The organism is Limnohabitans sp. Jir72 (genome assembly GCF_003063575.1).
Lineage (GTDB): Bacteria > Pseudomonadota > Gammaproteobacteria > Burkholderiales > Burkholderiaceae_C > Limnohabitans_A.
Genome location: NZ_NESC01000003.1, coordinates 206,852 through 225,469, shown reverse-complemented (window position 1 = coordinate 225,469; position 18,618 = coordinate 206,852). Strand labels below are relative to the sequence as shown.

Sequence of the window (18,618 nt, the reverse complement as noted above, 5' to 3'; positions counted from 1 at the left end):
TGAACGCTTTTGTGTGTGTGTTCATTTACAGTTGATTACAAGCCCAAGCTGGACAAATCGCCTGCCCAAATGCCCTAATGCACGTGGCGTTGGAATGCATGTCGCGCCACCATCCATCTTCACCATCAGGGAGTTTCATATGCGTCACGGTTTCACAGTTCTGGCTTTGGGTTTGGCATTGGCTTCGGGTTGGGCGCAGGCCGCAGACCCGGCCCCCGCTGAAAAAACACCCCAGCAAAGCAAAATGGCCACCTGCAACAAGGATGCCGACGGCAAAAAAGGCGATGAGCGCAAGGCCTTCATGAAAGAGTGCCTGAGCGCCAACAAAAAAGAAACTCAGCAAAACAAGATGAAAACTTGCAACGCTGAAGCCAAGGAAACCGGCAAGAAGGGCGACGAGCGCAAAGCCTTCATGTCCGAATGCCTGAAAAAGTGATGAGCGCAGCGGGGCGCCTGCCCCGTTGACCGCCTGACCCAGCCTGACCTTTGTCAGGCTTTTTTATGGCCCGTGTTCACAGGCTGGTGCCTTGCCAGAACTCGGTTTGACCGTAGTGCAGCTTCAGGTGATCGATCCACAGGCGCACCCGCAAAGGCAAATGCTTGCGCTGCGGAAACACCACAAAAATCCCATTGGGTGGCGCGGCATAGTCTTCCAGCACCGCCACCAACTGGCCAGCCTGAATTTCGGCCTCGACCTCCCAGGTGCTGCGCCAGGCGATGCCGTAACCGGCCAGACACCAGTCGTGCAGCACTTGACCGTCCGAGCAGTCCAAGGGGCCACCGGGGCGCAGATGAATCACATCGCTGCTGTCCGGTGTGCGAAAGGCCCAGCCCCGCGTCTGCGAAGCATCGCTCGACAAGGTCAGGCAGTCGTGCTGCAGCAAATCGGACGGTTGCTCAGGTGTGCCGCGCCGGGCCAGGTAGGCCGGTGTGGCCACACACAAGCGGCGGTTGTCGGCCATGCGCACGCTTACCAAAGACGAGTCGGGCAAATCGCCCACGCGCACCGCGCAGTCAAAGCCCTCGCCCGCCAGGTCCACCACACGGTCTGACAGGTTCAGCGAGATGGTCACATCGGGGTGCAGTTCGCGGAATTTGGGCACCAGTGGTGCGACATGGCGGCGCCCAAAACCGGCGGGTGCCGTGATGCGCAAATGCCCGCTGGCCTTGACGCCGCCTGCAGACACGCTGGCTTCTGCGTTGGCCACATCGGAGAGCAAGCGCTGACAATCTTCTAAAAAGGCGCTGCCTTCGTGGGTGAGCGTGATGCGCCGCGTGGTGCGCACCAGCAGCTTCACGCCCAGGTGCTCTTCCAGCGCGTCCAGCCTGCGCCCGATGATGGCCGGGGCCACGCCCTCGCCACGGGCAGCGGCCGTCAGGCTGCCCTTGGTGGCAACCGAGACAAAGGTGTCGAAAGCTTTGAGCTTGTCCATGACGGCAATTATGCTGATTTGCCGTGTATTTGTGCAAAAAAGTCATGGGTTAATGAATTTTTGTCGTCTTTATCCGCATCGAAACTTAGAATAAAGTCCTTTCCAAGCTGCAAAGTGTTCCGCACCGCAAGGCGTGTGGGCTGGCAGAGTGTCCGTATTCCTTTTTCCAACATCCGAGGTTCCCATGACCGAACGCACCGCGATCCACCAGCTGCAAGTGGCCAACCCTTTGCTGAGCTTCATCAACGACACCCTTTTGCCCGCCACCGGCGTGGACAAGGACAAGTTCTGGGCTGGCTTTGACAGCATCGTGGCCGATCTGGCCCCCAAGAACATCGCCTTGCTGGCCGAACGTGACCGCATCCAGACCGCCATGGACCAGTGGCACACCGCCAACCCCGGCCCTGTGGCCGAAGGCAAGGCCATGAAGGCCTACCGCAAGTTCCTGAGTCAGATCGGTTACCTGGTGCCCGAGCCCCGCAATGCCCAAGCCACCACCGCCAACGTGGACGCCGAACTGGCCAAGCTGGCGGGTCCTCAGCTGGTGGTGCCGATCTTGAACGCCCGCTACGCCCTGAACGCCGCCAACGCCCGTTGGGGTTCTTTGTACGACGCGCTGTACGGCACCGATGCGATCAGCGAAGCCGATGGTTGCGAAAAAGGCACGGGCTACAACCCCAAGCGCGGCGCCAAAGTCATCGACTACTGCCGCAACGTGCTCGACCGCACCGCCCCCCTGAAGACCGGCTCGCACGTGGGCAGCAAGGGCTATATCGTCAAAGCGGGCAAGCTGGTCGTGACCTTGGCCAATGGCAAGAACACCACGCTGGCCGATGCCAAGCAGTTCGTGGGCTACACCGGCGATGCCAAGGCGCCTGCCTCGGTGCTGTTCGTGCACAACGGCATCCACCTCGACCTGCAAATCAACAAGACCACCCCCATCGGCAAGACCGACCCGGCTGGCGTGTCCGACCTGATCGCTGAAAGCGCCTTGTCCACCATCTTGGACTTGGAAGACTCGGTGGCCGCTGTGGATGCTGACGACAAAGTGTTGGCCTACGCCAACTGGCTCGGCATCTTGCAGGGCACCTTGAGCGAAGAAGTGCAAAAGGGCGGCAAGACCTTCACCCGCACCATGAACGGTGACCGCGAATACACCAAGCCCACCGGCAAAGGCACCGTCAAGCTGCACGGCCGTTCGCTCATGTTTGTGCGCAACGTCGGTCACCTGATGACCAACCCCGCCATCCTTTACAAAGCTGCAGACGGCAGCACCAAAGAGATCCCCGAGGGCATCCTGGACGCGATGATCACCGTGACCTGCGCCTTGGTCGACTTGCAGAAAAAATCGTCGCACCCTCTGCGCAACAGCCGCACCGGCAGCGTCTACATCGTCAAGCCCAAGATGCACGGCCCGGCCGAAGTCGCCTTTGCCAACGAGCTGTTTGGCCGCGTGGAAAAAGTCATTGGCATGAAGCCTTCCACCGTCAAGCTGGGCATCATGGACGAAGAGCGCCGCACCAGCGCCAACCTCAAGGCTTGCATCGCTGCTGCCAAAAGCCGCGTGGCCTTCATCAACACCGGCTTTTTGGACCGCACCGGCGACGAGATGCACACCTGCATGCTGGCCGGCCCCGTCATGCGCAAGGGCGACATCAAGAACAGCACTTGGCTGGCCGCTTACGAGAAGAACAACGTCAACGTGGGCCTGGCCTGTGGCCTGCGCGGCCGTGCCCAGATCGGCAAAGGCATGTGGGCCATGCCCGACCTGATGGCCGACATGCTCAAAGCCAAGATCGGCCACCCCCTGGCCGGTGCCAACACCGCCTGGGTGCCCAGCCCCACCGCCGCCACGCTGCACGCCATGCACTACCACCAGGTGGACGTGCCTGCCTTGCAAAAGCAGATGGAAAAAGCGGTCGCCAAACAAGACGCCAAAGAGTTGCGCGAAACCACCCTCAACGCTTTGCTGCAGTTCCCTGTGGTCGCCCCAGACGCGGCCAACTGGTCGGACGAAGACAAGCAAAAAGAACTCGACAACAACGCCCAAGGCATCTTGGGTTATGTGGTGCGCTGGGTTGACCAGGGCGTGGGCTGCTCCAAGGTGCCCGACATCAACGGCGTGGGCCTGATGGAAGACCGCGCCACGCTGCGCATCAGCAGCCAGCACATGGCCAACTGGCTGCACCACGGCGTGGTGACCGAAGCCCAAGTGCAAGCCACCATGGAACGCATGGCTGCCGTGGTCGACGCACAAAACGCGGGCGACGACGCTTACCAGCCCATGGCCGGTAACTTTGCCAAGTCGGCGGCTTACAAAGCCGCTTGCGATCTGGTCTTCAAAGGCAAGGCACAGCCTTCTGGCTACACCGAGCCCCTGTTGCACGCTTGGCGCCTGAAGGTGAAAGCAGCCTGATCTCCTTTGTCCCCACACCCGTGGGGACTCCTGTCGGGGCTGAAGCCACCGACCTACAAGACACACTGTAGGTCGGCGGCTTCAGCCCCGATTTGTTTTCGCCATCACAGACGCACCGCCGCCAAGCCCTAAACTTGGGGCTTTGATGTCCATGATCAGGCCATGAGCGTTTGTTCCACCCTAGACCCCTGTCGTTGCCCCCTGTGCGGGCAAGACAACCGTTGCGCCATGGCGGCACAGGCCCCCACAAATGCGCAAGCGGCTTGCTGGTGCACCCGCGAACAATTCAGCGCAGCTTTGTTGCAGCAAATTCCAGATGCGGCCAAAGGCAAGGCCTGCATTTGTCAGGGCTGTGTCCAAAAAACAGCACGGACGACATGAGCCACGATACCCACAGCCTGCAGGCCCTCAAAGCCCGTTATGGCGAGCGCCACCGCTGGCTGCTGCTTTTGTCGGTGATGCTGGGCACCATGGCCTCGGTCATGTCGTCGACCATCATGAACGTGGCGATCCCCGACATGAGCCAGCATTTCACGCTGGGCCAGACGCGGGTGCAGTGGGTCAGCTCGGGCTTCATGGTGGCCATGACCGTGTCCATGCTGACCACGCCCTGGTTGCTCTCGCGTTTTGGTTATCGCCGTACCTACGAAATTTGCATGCTCATGCTGCTGGGTGGCGGCATTGCCGGTGGCTTGGCCGACGACTACAGCTGGGTGCTGGTGGCCCGCATTGTGGAGGGCCTGGCTGCCGGTGTGGTGCAGCCGATCCCTGTGATCATCATCATGAACGCTTTTGCCCCCGAAGAACGCGGCCGCGCCAGCGGCTTGTTTGGCACCGGCGTGGTGCTGGCCCCGGCCATTGGCCCCAGCGTGGGCGGCTTGCTGGTCGATGCGTTTGGCTGGCGTTCCATCTTCTTCATGGTCGTGCCGCTGGCGCTGGCGGCGCTTTGGCTGGCGCGGCGCTATGTGCCCACCACCGCACCCGGCGGCGTGCAGGCCAATGCCGCTTCGGGCCGCCTGGACTGGTGGGGGCTGTTGATGGCGCTGGTGGGCACCGTGCTCTTGCTCAATGGCATGGTGGCGTGGCGCGAATCGGGCACAGCGCAGGGCCTGCCTTTGCTGCTGGGTGCCGCCTTCATGGCCGCCTGCTTTGTGGCTTGGCAAATGCGCTTGCAGCGGCGCTTTCAGCACCACGCCACCGGTGCGCAGGCGCCGCTGATGGACTTGCGGGTGTTCACCCACCGCAGTTTTCTCATGGGTTCTTTGGTGGCCGTGACCTATGGCACCGCGCTCTTTGGTTCCACCTATTTGCTGCCGGTGTTCATGCAAAGCGGCTTGGGTTTGTCGGCTTCGTATGTGGGCTCGGCCTTGTTGCCAGCGGGCTTCATGTTGGCCATCACCATCACGCTGGTGGGGCGCTGGGCCGACCGCACCGACAAACGGCGTTTGGTGTTGGTGGGCCTGGCCTTGCTGGCCAGCTCGTTTGCGCTCATGAGCACGGTGGACCCGGACAAAGGCTTGCTCACGCTGTGGCTGTGGACCATTGTGGGCCGCGTGGGGCTGGGCTTCATCTTGCCCTCGCTCAACCTCGGCGCCATGCAGGGCATGCCTGCGCACCTGATCCCGCAGGGTGCCAGTGTGGTCAATTTCTTGCGCATGCTCGGCGGCGCAGCCGGCGTGAGCCTGTGCGCCATCGTGCTCGAGTGGCGGCTGGCTGCCAAGGGCGTGGCTTTGCTGGGCGCGGGCGACGCCCATGCCCGCTTGCTGGCCTTTCACGACACCTTTTGGTTTTTGGCCGTGCTCACGGCTTTGGCCATCATCCCGGCCTGGCTCATGTCCGCGCCCGCCCACAAGAAAGACTGACCCATGTGCCAACTGCTCGGCATGAACTGCAACACCCCCACCGATGTCACTTTCAGCTTCAGCGGCTTTGCGCAGCGCGGCGGCATCACCGACCACCATGGCGATGGCTGGGGCATTGCATTTTTTGAAGGGCGCGGCGTGCGCCACATGGTGGACCACCAAAGCGCCAGCAGCTCACCGATTGCCGAGTTGATTCGCCGTTACCCGATCAAAAGCAAAAACGTCATCGCCCACATCCGCAAAGCCACGCAAGGCGAGGTCAGTCTGGAAAACTGCCACCCCTTTGTGCGCGAGCTCTGGGGCCGCTACTGGGTGTTTGCCCACAACGGCAACTTGGTCGACTTTGAGCCGCGCCTGCACGGCAACTTCAAACCCGTGGGGCAGACGGACAGCGAGCGCGCCTTTTGTTGGATCATGCAGGAGCTGGCCAAGTCACACGCCAGCGTGCCCAGCGTGCAAGAGCTGTCGCTCACGTTGCGCGAGCTGGTGCCACACATCGCCAAGCACGGCACCTTCAACTTCTTGCTGTCCAACGGCCAGGCCTTGTGGGCATATGCCAACACGCAGCTGCACTACGTGTTGCGCCGCCACCCCTTCAGCCAAGCGACCTTGAGCGACGAAGACCTGAGTGTGAACTTTGCCGAGCACACCCGCGAGACCGACCGCGTTGCCGTGGTCGTCACCCAGCCTTTGACCACCAACGAGACTTGGGTGGCGTTTGAGCCTGGGCGGGTGTACACCTTTGAAGACGGCGATTTGATGCGCTGAACGCGCAGTGCCTCAAAATTCTGCGTGCAATCGCACCGCGTACACATTCACCGGGCCACGCAGCGCGTTGTAGGCCGGGTTCTGGATGTACTGGTAGTCCGCCGTCAACCAGGTTTGGCGGTTGATGCCCCAGCTGTAGAAGGTCTCCAGCCCGCGCTCGGGTTTGTATTGCAACTGGCCATCGCCAATGAAATACGAAATGCCGCCTGCCGCCAGAAATTCGCGACGGTCGCGTGACAAACGGTTTTCCATGAACGCCAAGCCCACACTGTCCTGGCCGCGTTGCCAAGCGGCACCGTTGACGCGCACACCTGCTGACAGAGAAGCATCGATCTCGGTGAAGGCATAGGTTTCGGTGCGGCCATCGGCTTTCATGGCCCGCAGGAAAACCCCCACCTGATCCGATACAGCCTGCTCCAGGTTCACGCCCAGACCGTATTTGATTTTCTCGCCCTGGCGCACATTGAAAAACGCTTGCCGGTTGCTGTCGGGGTTTGCCAGCAGGTAGGCGGTCGCATCTTTGAAGCTGGCCGTCACAGCGCGGTTGCGCCAGGCCAGTACACGCACCTTGCCGGGCTGGTTCATCAGCGTGTGGGCATGCTCCACCTCGACCTGGTCGCCATAGTGGCGCAGCAAGTCGGTGTCGACTTGCAATTCGTTGGGCTTTTTGGGGCCGGTCATGCGGGCTGCGCGCAGCACCCAATCGCCTTGGTACCATTCGCCAGCCACGCCCCAGCCAAAGCCACGGGCATCGGCGGCGTAGTCGTAGGCACCATAAGTCCAGTGGCTCCAGTTCATGAACTGGGTGCGCGGGTCCTTGGCATAGGCGTTGTCGTCCAACACGTCCAGCGTCGAGAAGTTGCCCGCCGTCATTACAAAGCGGTTCTTGTCGACCACCTGGGCCATCTGGTTGAAGTCGGAGGCGATCTGTTCTTTCTCGCCGCCCTGGTTCCAGGTCTTGCGCCAGAACAGGCGTTGCAAATAGGGCTTGGGCGTGGTACCCGCAGCGCGGGTGATCTCGCCGTTGGTGAAACTGCCCAGGCCCACCAAGTTGTCACTGAACGGAACGCCCGAAGCCAGTTCTACGTTGGCATACACCTCAGCACCCGATTCAAGGCGCAAGCCCCAATGGCCTGTGAGTGAGAAGGTGTACATCTTCTCTCGTTGCGCGCTCAGGCTGTTGGCCGAGGTGGCGCCGCTGCTGCCAAAGCTTGGGTGCTGCTGCCAGTTGTAAGTGCTTTGGTAGCGGGCCGAGGTGTTCTCGGTTTCTTGCGCCCACGCAGAAAGGCCCAAGCCCAGCAGGCCTAAGCCCAGTAAAAAGCGGATCATTGAAAAAGAATGCATGGGTATTCACAAATCGGAAAAACACCCGATCCTATCGCGTGGGCATGAATGCCCGATGACAGGGCATCTCATGCGGCTTTTTAAGCGGCCAGCGCTTGCTCAATGGCATCCACATACAGCGCTGCCACATCGCAACCCATCTGGTCCGTGATTTCCTGAAAACAGGTCGGGCTCGTCACGTTGATCTCGGTCAGGCTCTCGCCAATGATGTCCAGGCCCACCAGCATCAGGCCACGGGCCATCAGGATCGGACCCAGCGTTTCGGCAATCTCGCGGTCGCGTGCCGAAATCGGTTGTGCCACGCCCTTGCCACCAGCGGCCAGATTGCCACGCACCTCGCCGCCTTGTGGAATGCGGGCCAGGCAAAACGGCACGGGTTTGCCGCCGATCAGCAGCACCCGCTTGTCACCCTGTGCAATGCCGGGCAAGAACTTTTGCACCATCACGGTTTGTGCGCCGTCACGGTTGAGTGTCTCGATGATCGCGCCCAGGTTCAGGCCGTCGGCCCCCACCTTGAAAATGCCCATGCCGCCCATGCCGTCCAGCGGCTTCAAAATGATGTCGCCATGCGTGGCGTGGAACTCGCGGATGTCCGCCTCGTTGCGCGTGACCAGCGTGGGCGCGATGAACTGGGGGAACTCCAAAATCGCCAGCTTTTCGGGGTGGTTGCGCAGCGCAGCTGGGCTGTTGAAGACCTTCGCGCCTTCGCGCTCGGCCTGACTCAGCAGGTGGGTGGCGTAGAAAAATTCGCTGTCAAAGGGCGGGTCTTTGCGCATGAGCACCGCGTCAAAATCCTTCAGAGCAGCGCGGGCCTTGCCAGTCTCGACAAACCACACATCGGCGTCGCCTGTGAGGCGAATCTCGCGGACCAGGGCCGACACCGATTGGCCGCGCTGCCAGCGCACATCGGTCATCTCGCATGCGGCCACCTGATGCCCGCGCTTTTGCGCCTCGCGCATCATGGCAAAGGTCGTGTCCTTGTAAATCTTGAACGATTCGAGTGGGTCTGCTACGAAGAGGATTTTCATGCTGGGCATTGTAGGTCGTGACCTTCAGGTCCGAGATCGCAGGGCCTTGGTGCGAGCCACAGGTGGGGGCTGTACCCGCCTATGCAAACTTGGGTGGTCAGCTTCAAATGGCGCGGACGATTTGCAAGCTGGCCGGGCGGTTGCGAACCACCACGTGCTTGGCCACCCCCAAGTACTCGCCATCGGCCGCCAGCGGCACGCCACGGGTACAGGCGATCGTCAGAGCCTCAAATGCACGGGTGTCAATGCGTGGGTGGCTCAAATGCCAGCCCATCAACAGGCGTGGCAGCATGAGCAAAGCCCCTGTCCGCGAAAAGGGCCCGGCCAAAAGCAGATCCAACTGCCCATCGTTCATGCGTGCCAGTGGCACGGCAGGGATGCCCGAGCCAAAGGTGGGTGTGTTCAGGCTGGATGCAAACAGGGCCGGCCCTTGGTGAAGCCACTGGCCATCGCTGTGCACATGCAGATCCCAAACCTTCAGATGCAGCAATTCACTCAGCGTGGCCCACAAATAGCGCGGCAAACCCCGCAACCAACGTGGCCCATTCAGCGCTCTTAAACCCACGGCCGAATCAAAACCCGCCGTCAGGCTCGACAAAAATGGCGTGTGGTGCTCATGGCCTTGCATGTCGCTCCAGCTCGCAAGGCCGGTGTCCACCGTCTGCGGCGAGGCCCTCAGGGCGTGGGCCAGGGCATCCGCCCAAGGCACGCCCTGCAGGCCCAAGCCCCGAGCGCTGTCGTTGCCACTGCCCATGGGCAGCAGGCCCAAGGTCAATTGGCGTTCCAGCACGGCGGGCAGCCAGCGGTTGAGTGTGCCGTCACCACCCACCGCCACCACGCGGCTACCGGTCGGCAAGCTGCGCAAGAGCGCCACGCTTTCGGCCAAGGTGCTGGGCGCTGACAGCGTCACGTCCGGCGAATGCGCCTGCAGCCATGCGTTCAGGGCAGGCCGTATCCGCGAAGCGCGGCCACCTTGGGCGTGGGGGTTCAGCAGGACCTGTGTCATGACCTATTGGAACGCCACCTCGGCAAAGCTGCGCAGCTTGCGGCTGTGCAGTTGGGCCGGGCCTGCGGCGCGCAACAGTTCCAGCGCCCGGATGCCGATTTGCAAATGCTGGTTCACCCGCTCACGGTAAAAGTGGTTGGCCATACCGGGCAACTTGATCTCTCCGTGCAGCGGCTTGTCGCTCACGCACAGCAGCGTGCCGTAGGGCACCCTGAAGCGAAAGCCGTTGGCCGCAATCGTGGCGCTTTCCATGTCCAGGGCCACGGCGCGGCTTTGGCTGAAACGCCGCTGCGGCGTGTTGTCGGGCAGCAGCTCCCAGTTGCGGTTGTCGGTGCTGGCCACGGTGCCAGTGCGCATCAGGCGTTTGAGCTCATGGCCTTGGCAGCCCGTGATTTCCGACACGGCTTTTTCCAGCGCGACTTGGATTTCGGCCAGCGCCGGAATCGGCACCCACAGCGGCAGCTCTTCGTCCAGCACATGGTCTTCGCGCACATAGGCGTGGGCCAGCACATAGTCGCCCAGCTGCTGCGTGGTGCGCAGGCCCGCGCAGTGGCCTACCATCAGCCAAGCGTGCGGGCGCAGCACCGCAATGTGGTCGGTGATGTTCTTGGCGTTGGCCGGGCCCACCCCGATGTTGACCATGGTGATGCCGCTGTGCCCCTCGCGCACCAGGTGGTAGCCCGGCATTTGCGGCAGGCGCGGTGGCGTGGCACCCAGGGCATCGTCAGGCTCGGTGCTCAGGCCCACACGCCGCGTGACCACATTGCCAGGCTCCACAAAAGCCACATAGGGGCTGTCCGGCTTGGCCATCTCAGCGCGGCCCAGCGCGATGAACTCGTCGATGTAGAACTGGTAGTTGGTGAACAGCACATAGTTCTGAAAGTGCGCCGGGCTGGTGCCGCTGTAATGCCGCAGGCGGTGCAGCGAATAGTCGGTGCGCGCCCCGGTAAACAGCGACAGCGGCTCGGCCTGGCCCTGCGCACCGCGCCAAGTGCCGTTGGCAATGCTGTCGTCCATCGCGGTCAGGTCGGGCAAGTCAAACACATCGCGCAATCGGGCGCGGCGTGCAGCGCTCATCTCGCCTTCCATGTGCTCGTTTTCTGCAAACGAAAAATGCACGGGCATCGGCTCCTTGCTCGTGCCCACCTCCAACCGCACCCCGTGGTTGAGGATCAACAGCTCGAACTGCTTGCGCAAATACGTGGCAAACAGGTCCGGGCGGGTGAGGGTGGTGGCGTACTGCCCGGCGCTGGCCACAAAGCCATAACTCAGCAACTCGGCTTCGGCGTCGTCTGGTGGCGTCCAGTCGGTGGCCGTCTCCAGCCGCACATAGGGGTAGCAAGCGCGCACCCGGTCGTGCAGCTCGTCACCGGCCACAAAGCGCTGCATGGCTTGGCGCAGGTGCGTCACGCTTTGCGCGTAAATGGCCTGCACGCGGGCCAAGGCCGCATCGGCGTTGTCAAAAACTTCGGGGGCGATGAAAGGGATGGGGGTTCGCATGGCCCCATTGTGCCCAATGGCTGCTTGGTCCTTGTGGCCCCTTTTGGTGTCTGCCGCCGTAGTTGATCAGTTTGTAGATGCTGTAGGGGTCGGGTGCTGATACAGCAGCTTCGAATTTCAAGTGGAGCAGGTCGCACCAGCCTTTCCTGCCGCTTGGACCCGCATCGACTTGTCGGACGGCAGTTTTGTATTCAAACTGGGCCGAGTGTGCCAGCATATTGCTGCGCTTGCCTGTGACTGCAGTGTTGCGTAGCTCGTGCGGCGAGGTGCCATCGGGCAGTTCAAAAATACCGCTCACGGCCAGTGTCCGAGGTGTCAATGATGGCTTTGCCCGCGTCGGACATGCTTCAGCCGGTGTTCTACAGGCTTTTTGCAGTTCAGGGTTTTGCAGGCTGAGCTGCTGCTGCTTTAATCCACCAAGATGGTTGTGTTGCTGAACGTTGTGGTGTGGTCAGCCATCGCGGTGAACAGTGTGCCAGCCCATGGAAGAATGGGTACAACGAGAAAAATCCGACTTTTGCATCTGTTCTTGAGGTGTGTTGAGGATGCAGCGCATGCCAAGAATCTCGTTTGACCGAGTCGTCCTGCCACTGCGAGGCAGTGGCAGGACGACCGTCTTAAGCAGGCAAAAAGCCCTCGATTGACAAATAGCGCTCGCCCGTATCGTAGTTGAAGCCCAGCACGGTGGCACCCGCTGGCAGTTCGGGCAGTTTTTGTGCAATCGCAGCCAAGGTGGCACCCGACGAGATGCCGACCAGCAGACCTTCTTCGCGGGCCGAGCGGCGGGCGTACTCACGGGCATCCTCTGCATCGACCTGGATCACGCCATCAAGCAATGTTGTGTCGAGGTTCTTGGGGATGAAGCCCGCACCAATGCCCTGGATGGGGTGGGGAGCAGGCGCGCCGCCCGAGATGACGGGCGAAGCGGTAGGCTCGACCGCGAACACTTTGAGGTTCGGGTACTTGGCCTTGAGCACGCGAGCAACGCCAGTCAAGTGGCCCCCGGTGCCCACGCCAGTGATGAGGGCGTCGATGCCTTCGGGGAAGTCGGCCAGGATCTCTTGTGCGGTGGTGCGCACGTGCACCTCGATGTTGGCGGGGTTCTCAAACTGCTGGGGCATCCAGGCTCCGGGTGTGCTGGCCACCAGCTCTTCGGCGCGGGCGATCGCGCCCTTCATGCCTTTTTCGCGGGGGGTGAGGTCAAAGCTCGCGCCGTAGGCCAGCATCAGGCGGCGGCGCTCAATGCTCATGCTGTCGGGCATGACCAGCACCAGCTTGTAGCCTTTGACGGCCGCCACCATGGCCAGGCCGATGCCGGTGTTGCCCGAGGTGGGTTCGATGATGGTGCCACCGGGCTTCAAGGCACCGGATGTCTCGGCGTCTTCGATCATGGCCAGTGCGATGCGGTCCTTGACCGAGCCGCCGGGGTTGCTGCGCTCAGACTTGACCCACACATTGGCACCGACGCCAAACAGGCGTTGGATGCGCACATGGGGGGTGTTGCCAATGGTGGCGAGGATGTTGTGGGCTTTCATGATCGGGTCTCCGTGTGAAAAAACGCTGAAAAAAACATTGTGCGTGAAAGTTCAGACCTTTTGCGGCATGAGCTTATGCCCACAGGTGATAATCAGGTGGTGAAGCTCGCCAGACCGCCGCTGGTGCAATGCCCGAAAGGGTGCACTGGAGGAACGTCCGGACTGCACAGGACAGCGTAGGAGGTAACGCCTCTCCACCGTGAGGTGAGGATCAGAGCAACAGAGACGAGTCGAACCGGCGCAACCTGGTTCGGGTGAAACGGGCAATCTCTACGCGCAGCAATACCAAGTAGGCCAACGTTGATGTGGTTCCGCAGAGTTGGCGGGTAGGTAGCATCGAGCCGGGTGGGCGACTCCCGGCCCAGAGTAATGGCGGTCACACAGCGGGCAACCGCTGTGCACAGAATCCGGCTTATCGGCGAGCTTCACACTTTTCACGGTCTTGCATTTGCGCCCCATAAGGCGGTAACGCAAGCGACTGGCGCAAGCAGCAGCTTCTCCTATCATGGGCCGGTGATCCAACATTCCCGACTGTCGCTTGCATGAAAGCACGCAAGCGTTTCTTTTCTGCCCCACAGAGGGTCTCCATGGCCCATCGACGCGGGCGGCGGCGGCTGGCATCTTGGCCTGCGCCTGTGCGCGGCATGCTGTGGATGGTCGCGGGTGGCATTTTGTTTTCCTTGCTCAACACGGTGGCGCGGGGCCTGTCCATGCAATTGGACGCCTATGAAACCCAATTTCTACGCTATCTGATGGGCATGCTGGTGATGCTGCCCTGGGTGTATCGCGATGGTTGGCGCACTTACAAACCGGTCAATATCCGTGGGCAGTTCTGGCGCGGCGCTGTACACACCGTGGGCCTGATTTTGTGGTTCACAGCACTGCCGCAAATTCCCTTGGCCGACATGACGGCGATTGGGTTCACCGGACCGATCTTCATCATGCTGGGGGCCGCTTGGTTTCTGGGCGAGACCATGCGGCGTGACCGCTGGATCGCGGCCATGATCGGTTTTGCCGGTGTGCTGGTGGTGGTGTTGCCCAAGATGTCGGGCAGTGGCGGTTGGTACAACCTGGTGATGCTGGCGTCTGCGCCGGTGTTTGCGGCCTCGTTCCTGATCACCAAGGCGCTGACCCGTTATGAAAAGCCCGGCGTGATCGTGTTGTGGCAAGCCATCACCGTGACGGTGCTGAGCCTGCCCATGGCTTTGCCGCACTGGCAAACACCGACGCCGTGGCAGTGGTTTGGATTTTTCTTGACGGGCACATTCGGCAGCATGGCGCATTATTGCCTGACGCGTGCCTTTGCCATTGCCGACATCTCGGCCACCCAGTCCTTGCGCTTTTTGGACTTGGTCTGGGCTTCCCTGCTGGGCTGGCTGATCTTTGGCGATGTACCCAGCCAATCCACCTGGTTGGGTGCAGCGGTCATCTTGGGTGCTACGGTGTGGATTGCCCGCCGCGAAGGCCGCAGGCCCGTGGCCTTGCCCGACTGAGGCGTTGGCCGCTGGAGAGGCCCTAGGCCAAGGGTCTGGCGGGCGCATGGTGTGCTGCCGATTCGATGTGAGTGGTCGGTTCGTCAAATAACAAATCCAGCCCGAATTTCAGCAAAAATTCTCCTTGGTGCAGGCCGCAAAGGAACATCGCTTCGTCCAGCTCCACGCGTTGGGCTAGGCGTCGCTGCTCGTTTGGCAGGTGTTTGACCGTGTGCCCAACCAGTCCCTCCAGCGGGGGTGTTCGTGATTTTGTGGGGTGGGGTCAAGATTGCGCGCGGCAATGGTATTTTGTAAATTTTTTTATGAACTTAATGAAACTTTAATCATGAAAAATACTTTTTAAGTATATTTTTTAAATGCGCATAATCCGGACATCTGGAGGAGACGCTGGTCATGATGTTTCGGAAAATAAAGCACGGGCTGACGGGTTTAATGATGGCTTCATTGATGGTTGCCGCGCCGGTCAGTGCACAGGATGGTTCTGGATTCGCGGCGCTGATGGATTTGTTGATGTCCAAAGTGCCTCCGCTCAGTTGGGCTGGGCTCAACGCATACAAGGCCCCGCCCCCGGTGGCTGTGACTCGGGCGCAGTGTGGGCCCGGCTCGCGGCCCGAAACGGGTCTGCAAGGGCAAGTCTCCCTGGCCGATCGGCAAAGCGGGCGCAGTGCTCAGGGTTACCAGTGCAACATGGCCTTGGTGGGTCAATACCAGGGGGTGGGCAGCGACTGGGTATCGGCTTCCAACGGTCGCTGCGCCTACATGCCCACCAGTTGGCATGGCACCACCGGCGGGACGCATGCCCAAAGTGGCATCCAAGTGATCGACTTCAGCGATCCAGCCAAACCCCGTTATGTGCGTACATTGGCCACCCGCGCCGCCCGTTCGGGCACATGGGAGTCTTTGCGCATCAGCCCCGACGGCGCGATGTTGGCCGCCGTCTCCGGCGGTGCCACAATCGATTTCAACAAGTTTGACCTCTACGACATCCGCGATTGCACCAACCCTAAATTGCTCAACAAGCAATTGCTCAACCCGAATGAGTCATCCTTGGTTCTGAACATCGGCCATGAGGGCGAATGGTCGCCGGATAGCAAGACTTACTGGACGACGGGCTTTATCAGCGGCACGGTCAGCGCTATCGATGTCAGCAACCCAGCCAGACCTGTGACGATTTATCATGGCTGGGCAGGGGCCCCCGTGGTTCATGGCATGTCCTTCAGTCCGGATGGGCGACGGTTGTACATGACCACGGACGGGATCGCTGGCTTGCTGGTGCTGGATGTCAGCGCCATTCAGGACCGCAAGCTGAACAAGCAGATCACCCCTGTGAGCAGTCTGTTCTGGAAAGATGGGTTCATCGGTCAGCGCCCACACCCGGTGATGTATGGCACTCGCCCGTATTTGATTTATACGGATGAAAGTCGCTCGGGTGGTGTGCGTTTGATCGACATCGCAGATGATCGTAATCCCAAAGTGGTGACGCACATCCGACTGTCGATACAGTTACCCGAGCACAAAGTCACCCGAACAAAGGAGTTGGCGAAAACAGGCGGTTTTGGCTATGAGTCTCACTACTGCACACCCGACAAAGACAAAGATCCATCCTTATTGGCTTGCACTTTTTTCCAGTCGGGCGTGCGCGTGTTTGACATTGCGGATCCTCAAAAACCGAGAGAAGTCGCTTACTTCAACCCACCTGCACAGACAGGAAAAAATGCCATGCTGGTCGGTTCCGCACACAACCTGCCCGTTGAGCAGCCGCTGTTGTCTGATGTCGATGTGGGTTTGCTGGATATGAGTCAGGCACTTGGGAAAGCCAACTTCACCGCCGATTTTTGCACCTCAATTCCACGTTGGAAGGGCGATCAAATCTGGGTATCCTGCACCGACAATGGCTTCATGGTGCTGCAGCTCAAGCGGCCGTGAGCGTGTTGTCGTGAGATTCCTGACCACCGGCCAAGCGGGCGGCGTGCACCGCCTTTGGCGGGTTTTAGCCATCGCCGCAGTGGGCTTGTGGCTGACGGCTGCTGTCGCTTGGTGGGCGCTTGAGCGTGTACATGATCCGGTCCAGCCCGCCGTGGCCACCGGTTTCATGCGCGACATGGGTGTGCACCACAACCAGGCTGTGAACTTGGCTTTGTTGGGTGCCGTCAAAGGATCACCAGATATCCAGGCCACCTCTTTGAAAATCATCCGGGGCCAAAGTCTGGAAATGGGCATGATGCACGCGTGGACGATGGCCGAAACACAAACAGCACAGGCATCAGGCGCACCGATGATGGGATGGATGGCTGACCGATACGCCCGCCTGGGCCAGCATATCCCGGAGTACGACAAATTCATCTTGGCTTGTCAGGCCCATCCCGACCAAATGCCAGGTATGGCCACGCTAGATGAGCTCAGCCGATTGCAGCAGGCCACGGGCGTTGCGTTCCAGCACCTTTGGTTGGAATTGATGATCCGGCACCATGCCGCAGCGATCGTGATGACCCGCTTTGCTGCAGACCATGCGGAGACCAGTCGTTTTCGCAGCTTTGCGGCCAGCATGCTGCGAGACCAAGTGCAGGAATCGGTGCAGCTGCTCACTCTGGCGCGACGCGATGGTTTGGATATGCAGAACCATCAGGGCCGTTGATTCATGAACGAACGCTTTTATGCCTGGTGGGTGCTTGGCTTGGCGCTGACCGGTCTGTGCCTGTGGGGGGCGTTTTATACAGCGTCCCAGCCCGATGAGTCCGTGACAGCGCCTTTGGCACTGTCTATGGCTGTGCCGTCAGCTGCGGATCAGGCCTTGCTGGCCAATGGGGGGCAGGGCGAGAAGGGGCTGGCAGTGCTTGCCGCGCAACCCTTGCGGTCAGGCCGATGGGGGCAGTTTGAACGGGGACAGCTGCGTCCCGACAGCGATTTGCGCAGGCGCTTTGATCAGCTGTTGGCGCAACGGACGACGCAAGCATGGTCGGACATGCGCAATACGGTGCAGGCACTGGCCATGCACGACCTCAGCCCAGAGGGCGTGCAGGCGGTGGTTCAGATTTGGGACAACTACCTGAATTTGCTGATATGGGACGAAACCATGCAAAACCAGTTGGATCTGAAAGCCTTGACCGCGGACCAATGGATCGTTTCACGGTTGGACTTTTTCCGTCAGGCCCGCTCGCTCTTGGGCCCTGAGTGGGCACAGGCTTTCTTTGCAGAAGACCAAGCGCAGCTTGAGCAGTTGGCGCGCGGCCTGCAAGATCAGCGAGGGTCGTCAGGCCTGCGCGACCAGAGCTCTTCAACACCCTCGCCGTGATGCGTGTGGCCGACACGCGCTGAACGGTGATCAGGTATTGGGTGTGTTGCTCACCCCCGAGGCCACGTGCCCCGAGGGCACATGGCGTGCCGCCGATTCGATGTGGCCGGTCTGGTCATCAAAGAAAAAATCCGGTTCAAACTCGCGTAAAAATTCGCCTTTGGGAAGGCCTCCCAGGAACATGGCTTCGTCTACTTCGATGTTCCAGTTCATCAGGGTGCGAATGGCGCGCTCGTGCGCGGGCGCGCTGCGCGCTGTGACGAGCGCGGTGCGGATGCGCATGGCCGGTGTGCCCTCTTGCTGCAGCCGTTGCAGCGCTGCCAGCAGGGGCTTGAAGGGCCCGGCCAACAAGGGTTGGGTCGCTTTGTCGCTTTCGTGCTTTTGAAAAGCCGACAAGCCTTCGGCCTGGAACACGCGCTCCGCTTCATCCGAGAACAGCACCGCATCACCGTCGAAAGCGATGCGGACTTCTTGCGGGTGCGCTTCGGACGCCCGCGCCGAGTGTGGGTACACCTGCGCCGCAGGCACGCCCGCACCCAGCGCGGCCCGTACATCGGACAGGTGGGTAGACAAAAACAGGTTGGCGTTGAGCGGCTTGAGGTAACGCCAGGGTGGTTGTCCGCGCGTGAAGCTCCCGCGCTGGATGGGCAAGCCGTAGTGCTGCGCCGAGCGGAACACCCGCATGCCGGAGACCGGGTCATTGCGCGAGAGGATCACCACCTCCACGCGCTGGGCCTGGGCATCGTTGAAGGCCAGCAGCTTGCGCACCAAGGAAAAAGCCACGCCGGGGCGAGCAGGCTCTTCTAGCCGGTCGAGTTGGAGCTTCATGTACGCCCGGTCATCGCCCTGCTCGAAGATTTTGTTTTCTTCTTCAAAATCGAACAGGGCCCGTGACGAAATCGCCACGACCAATTGGCCTTCAAGTGTGACGGGCATGTGGA

General features: G+C 60.9%; 19 protein-coding genes and 1 other RNA gene. 10 read left to right on the top strand and 10 right to left on the bottom strand.

From position 1 onward, the window contains the following. The first annotated feature begins 139 nt into the window (after window positions 1-139). A complete protein-coding gene (locus B9Z52_RS05870; RefSeq protein WP_108412902.1) occupies window positions 140-436 on the top strand; it encodes a PsiF family protein in 297 nt (98 codons plus the stop codon). A gap of 76 nt (window positions 437-512) precedes the next feature. Here the strand turns inward: B9Z52_RS05870 and B9Z52_RS05865 are convergent, their stop codons facing one another. After that, a complete protein-coding gene (locus tag B9Z52_RS05865) occupies window positions 513-1,433 on the bottom strand; it encodes a LysR family transcriptional regulator (protein WP_108412901.1) in 921 nt (306 codons plus the stop codon). Window positions 1,434-1,617: 184 nt separating this feature from the next. Here B9Z52_RS05865 and B9Z52_RS05860 point away from each other — a divergent pair, with 184 nt between their 5' ends. The 4 genes from B9Z52_RS05860 to B9Z52_RS05845 all read left to right on the top strand — a co-directional run bounded on the left by B9Z52_RS05860 (window position 1,618) and on the right by B9Z52_RS05845 (window position 6,479). Further along, on the top strand, window positions 1,618-3,849 hold the full coding sequence (locus B9Z52_RS05860) for a malate synthase G (RefSeq protein ID WP_108412900.1): 2,232 nt from the start codon (window positions 1,618-1,620) through the stop codon (window positions 3,847-3,849). A 162-nt stretch (window positions 3,850-4,011) separates the two neighbouring features. After that, window positions 4,012-4,230, top strand: coding sequence for a cysteine-rich CWC family protein (locus B9Z52_RS05855; protein ID WP_108412899.1), 219 nt, complete (start codon window positions 4,012-4,014; stop codon window positions 4,228-4,230). Further along, the gene (locus B9Z52_RS05850) at window positions 4,227-5,711 is read left to right on the top strand and encodes a DHA2 family efflux MFS transporter permease subunit (RefSeq protein ID WP_108412898.1); all 1,485 of its coding nucleotides are present in this window, start codon (window positions 4,227-4,229) and stop codon (window positions 5,709-5,711) included. The genes B9Z52_RS05855 and B9Z52_RS05850 overlap by 4 nt, the downstream gene beginning before the upstream one ends. Before the next feature lie 3 nt (window positions 5,712-5,714). Further along, the gene (locus B9Z52_RS05845; RefSeq protein ID WP_108412897.1) at window positions 5,715-6,479 is read left to right on the top strand and encodes a class II glutamine amidotransferase; all 765 of its coding nucleotides are present in this window, start codon (window positions 5,715-5,717) and stop codon (window positions 6,477-6,479) included. 12 nt (window positions 6,480-6,491) lie between these two features. Here B9Z52_RS05845 and B9Z52_RS05840 read toward each other — a convergent pair whose 3' ends face one another. From B9Z52_RS05840 to cysK, 6 genes are all read right to left on the bottom strand, one after another. Beyond that, a complete protein-coding gene (locus tag B9Z52_RS05840) occupies window positions 6,492-7,823 on the bottom strand; it encodes a carbohydrate porin (RefSeq protein WP_233251833.1) in 1,332 nt (443 codons plus the stop codon). Between the two features lie 80 nt (window positions 7,824-7,903). After that, window positions 7,904-8,851: a glutathione synthase gene (gene gshB / locus B9Z52_RS05835; RefSeq protein WP_108413007.1), complete on the bottom strand. Its 948-nt coding sequence runs from the start codon at window positions 8,849-8,851 to the stop codon at window positions 7,904-7,906. Window positions 8,852-8,954: 103 nt separating this feature from the next. Then, a complete protein-coding gene (locus B9Z52_RS05830; RefSeq protein WP_108412895.1) occupies window positions 8,955-9,857 on the bottom strand; it encodes a diacylglycerol kinase family protein in 903 nt (300 codons plus the stop codon). 3 nt (window positions 9,858-9,860) lie between these two features. Then, on the bottom strand, window positions 9,861-11,357 hold the full coding sequence (locus B9Z52_RS05825) for an AMP nucleosidase (RefSeq protein WP_108412894.1): 1,497 nt from the start codon (window positions 11,355-11,357) through the stop codon (window positions 9,861-9,863). Further along, window positions 11,317-11,655 carry a hypothetical protein gene (locus B9Z52_RS17595; protein ID WP_146182796.1) on the bottom strand — a complete coding sequence of 113 codons (339 nt, stop codon included), beginning with the start codon at window positions 11,653-11,655 and terminating at the stop codon, window positions 11,317-11,319. The genes B9Z52_RS05825 and B9Z52_RS17595 overlap by 41 nt, the downstream gene beginning before the upstream one ends. Before the next feature lie 319 nt (window positions 11,656-11,974). Then, window positions 11,975-12,892 (bottom strand): cysteine synthase A, encoded by a 918-nt coding sequence (gene cysK / locus B9Z52_RS05820; RefSeq protein WP_108412893.1) that lies wholly within the window; start codon window positions 12,890-12,892, stop codon window positions 11,975-11,977. Window positions 12,893-12,993: 101 nt separating this feature from the next. On the opposite strand from cysK, the gene rnpB reads away from it, so the two are divergent. Beyond that, window positions 12,994-13,323, top strand: an RNA gene (gene rnpB / locus B9Z52_RS05815) — RNase P RNA component class A. A 156-nt stretch (window positions 13,324-13,479) separates the two neighbouring features. Beyond that, a complete protein-coding gene (locus tag B9Z52_RS05810) occupies window positions 13,480-14,385 on the top strand; it encodes a DMT family transporter (RefSeq protein ID WP_233251832.1) in 906 nt (301 codons plus the stop codon). A 22-nt stretch (window positions 14,386-14,407) separates the two neighbouring features. Here the strand turns inward: B9Z52_RS05810 and B9Z52_RS18275 are convergent, their stop codons facing one another. Both B9Z52_RS18275 and B9Z52_RS17590 read right to left on the bottom strand, forming a co-directional pair. Further along, window positions 14,408-14,551 carry a 5'-nucleotidase gene (locus tag B9Z52_RS18275; RefSeq protein WP_108412891.1) on the bottom strand — a complete coding sequence of 48 codons (144 nt, stop codon included), beginning with the start codon at window positions 14,549-14,551 and terminating at the stop codon, window positions 14,408-14,410. A 157-nt stretch (window positions 14,552-14,708) separates the two neighbouring features. Continuing rightward, window positions 14,709-14,903: a hypothetical protein gene (locus B9Z52_RS17590; RefSeq protein ID WP_146182795.1), complete on the bottom strand. Its 195-nt coding sequence runs from the start codon at window positions 14,901-14,903 to the stop codon at window positions 14,709-14,711. 298 nt (window positions 14,904-15,201) lie between these two features. On the opposite strand from B9Z52_RS17590, the gene B9Z52_RS05800 reads away from it, so the two are divergent. From B9Z52_RS05800 to B9Z52_RS05790, 3 genes are read left to right on the top strand one after another with little or no spacing between them, the layout of a single operon-like run. Next, window positions 15,202-16,311 carry an LVIVD repeat-containing protein gene (locus tag B9Z52_RS05800; RefSeq protein ID WP_146182794.1) on the top strand — a complete coding sequence of 370 codons (1,110 nt, stop codon included), beginning with the start codon at window positions 15,202-15,204 and terminating at the stop codon, window positions 16,309-16,311. Window positions 16,312-16,321: 10 nt separating this feature from the next. Next, window positions 16,322-17,020: a DUF305 domain-containing protein gene (locus tag B9Z52_RS05795; RefSeq protein ID WP_158270511.1), complete on the top strand. Its 699-nt coding sequence runs from the start codon at window positions 16,322-16,324 to the stop codon at window positions 17,018-17,020. A 3-nt stretch (window positions 17,021-17,023) separates the two neighbouring features. Beyond that, window positions 17,024-17,677: a hypothetical protein gene (locus B9Z52_RS05790; RefSeq protein ID WP_108412888.1), complete on the top strand. Its 654-nt coding sequence runs from the start codon at window positions 17,024-17,026 to the stop codon at window positions 17,675-17,677. Between the two features lie 30 nt (window positions 17,678-17,707). Here the strand turns inward: B9Z52_RS05790 and B9Z52_RS05785 are convergent, their stop codons facing one another. Beyond that, complete coding sequence (locus tag B9Z52_RS05785) at window positions 17,708-18,613, bottom strand: 5'-nucleotidase (protein WP_108412887.1); 906 nt, start codon at window positions 18,611-18,613, stop codon at window positions 17,708-17,710. Between the last annotated feature and the right edge of the window lie 5 nt (window positions 18,614-18,618).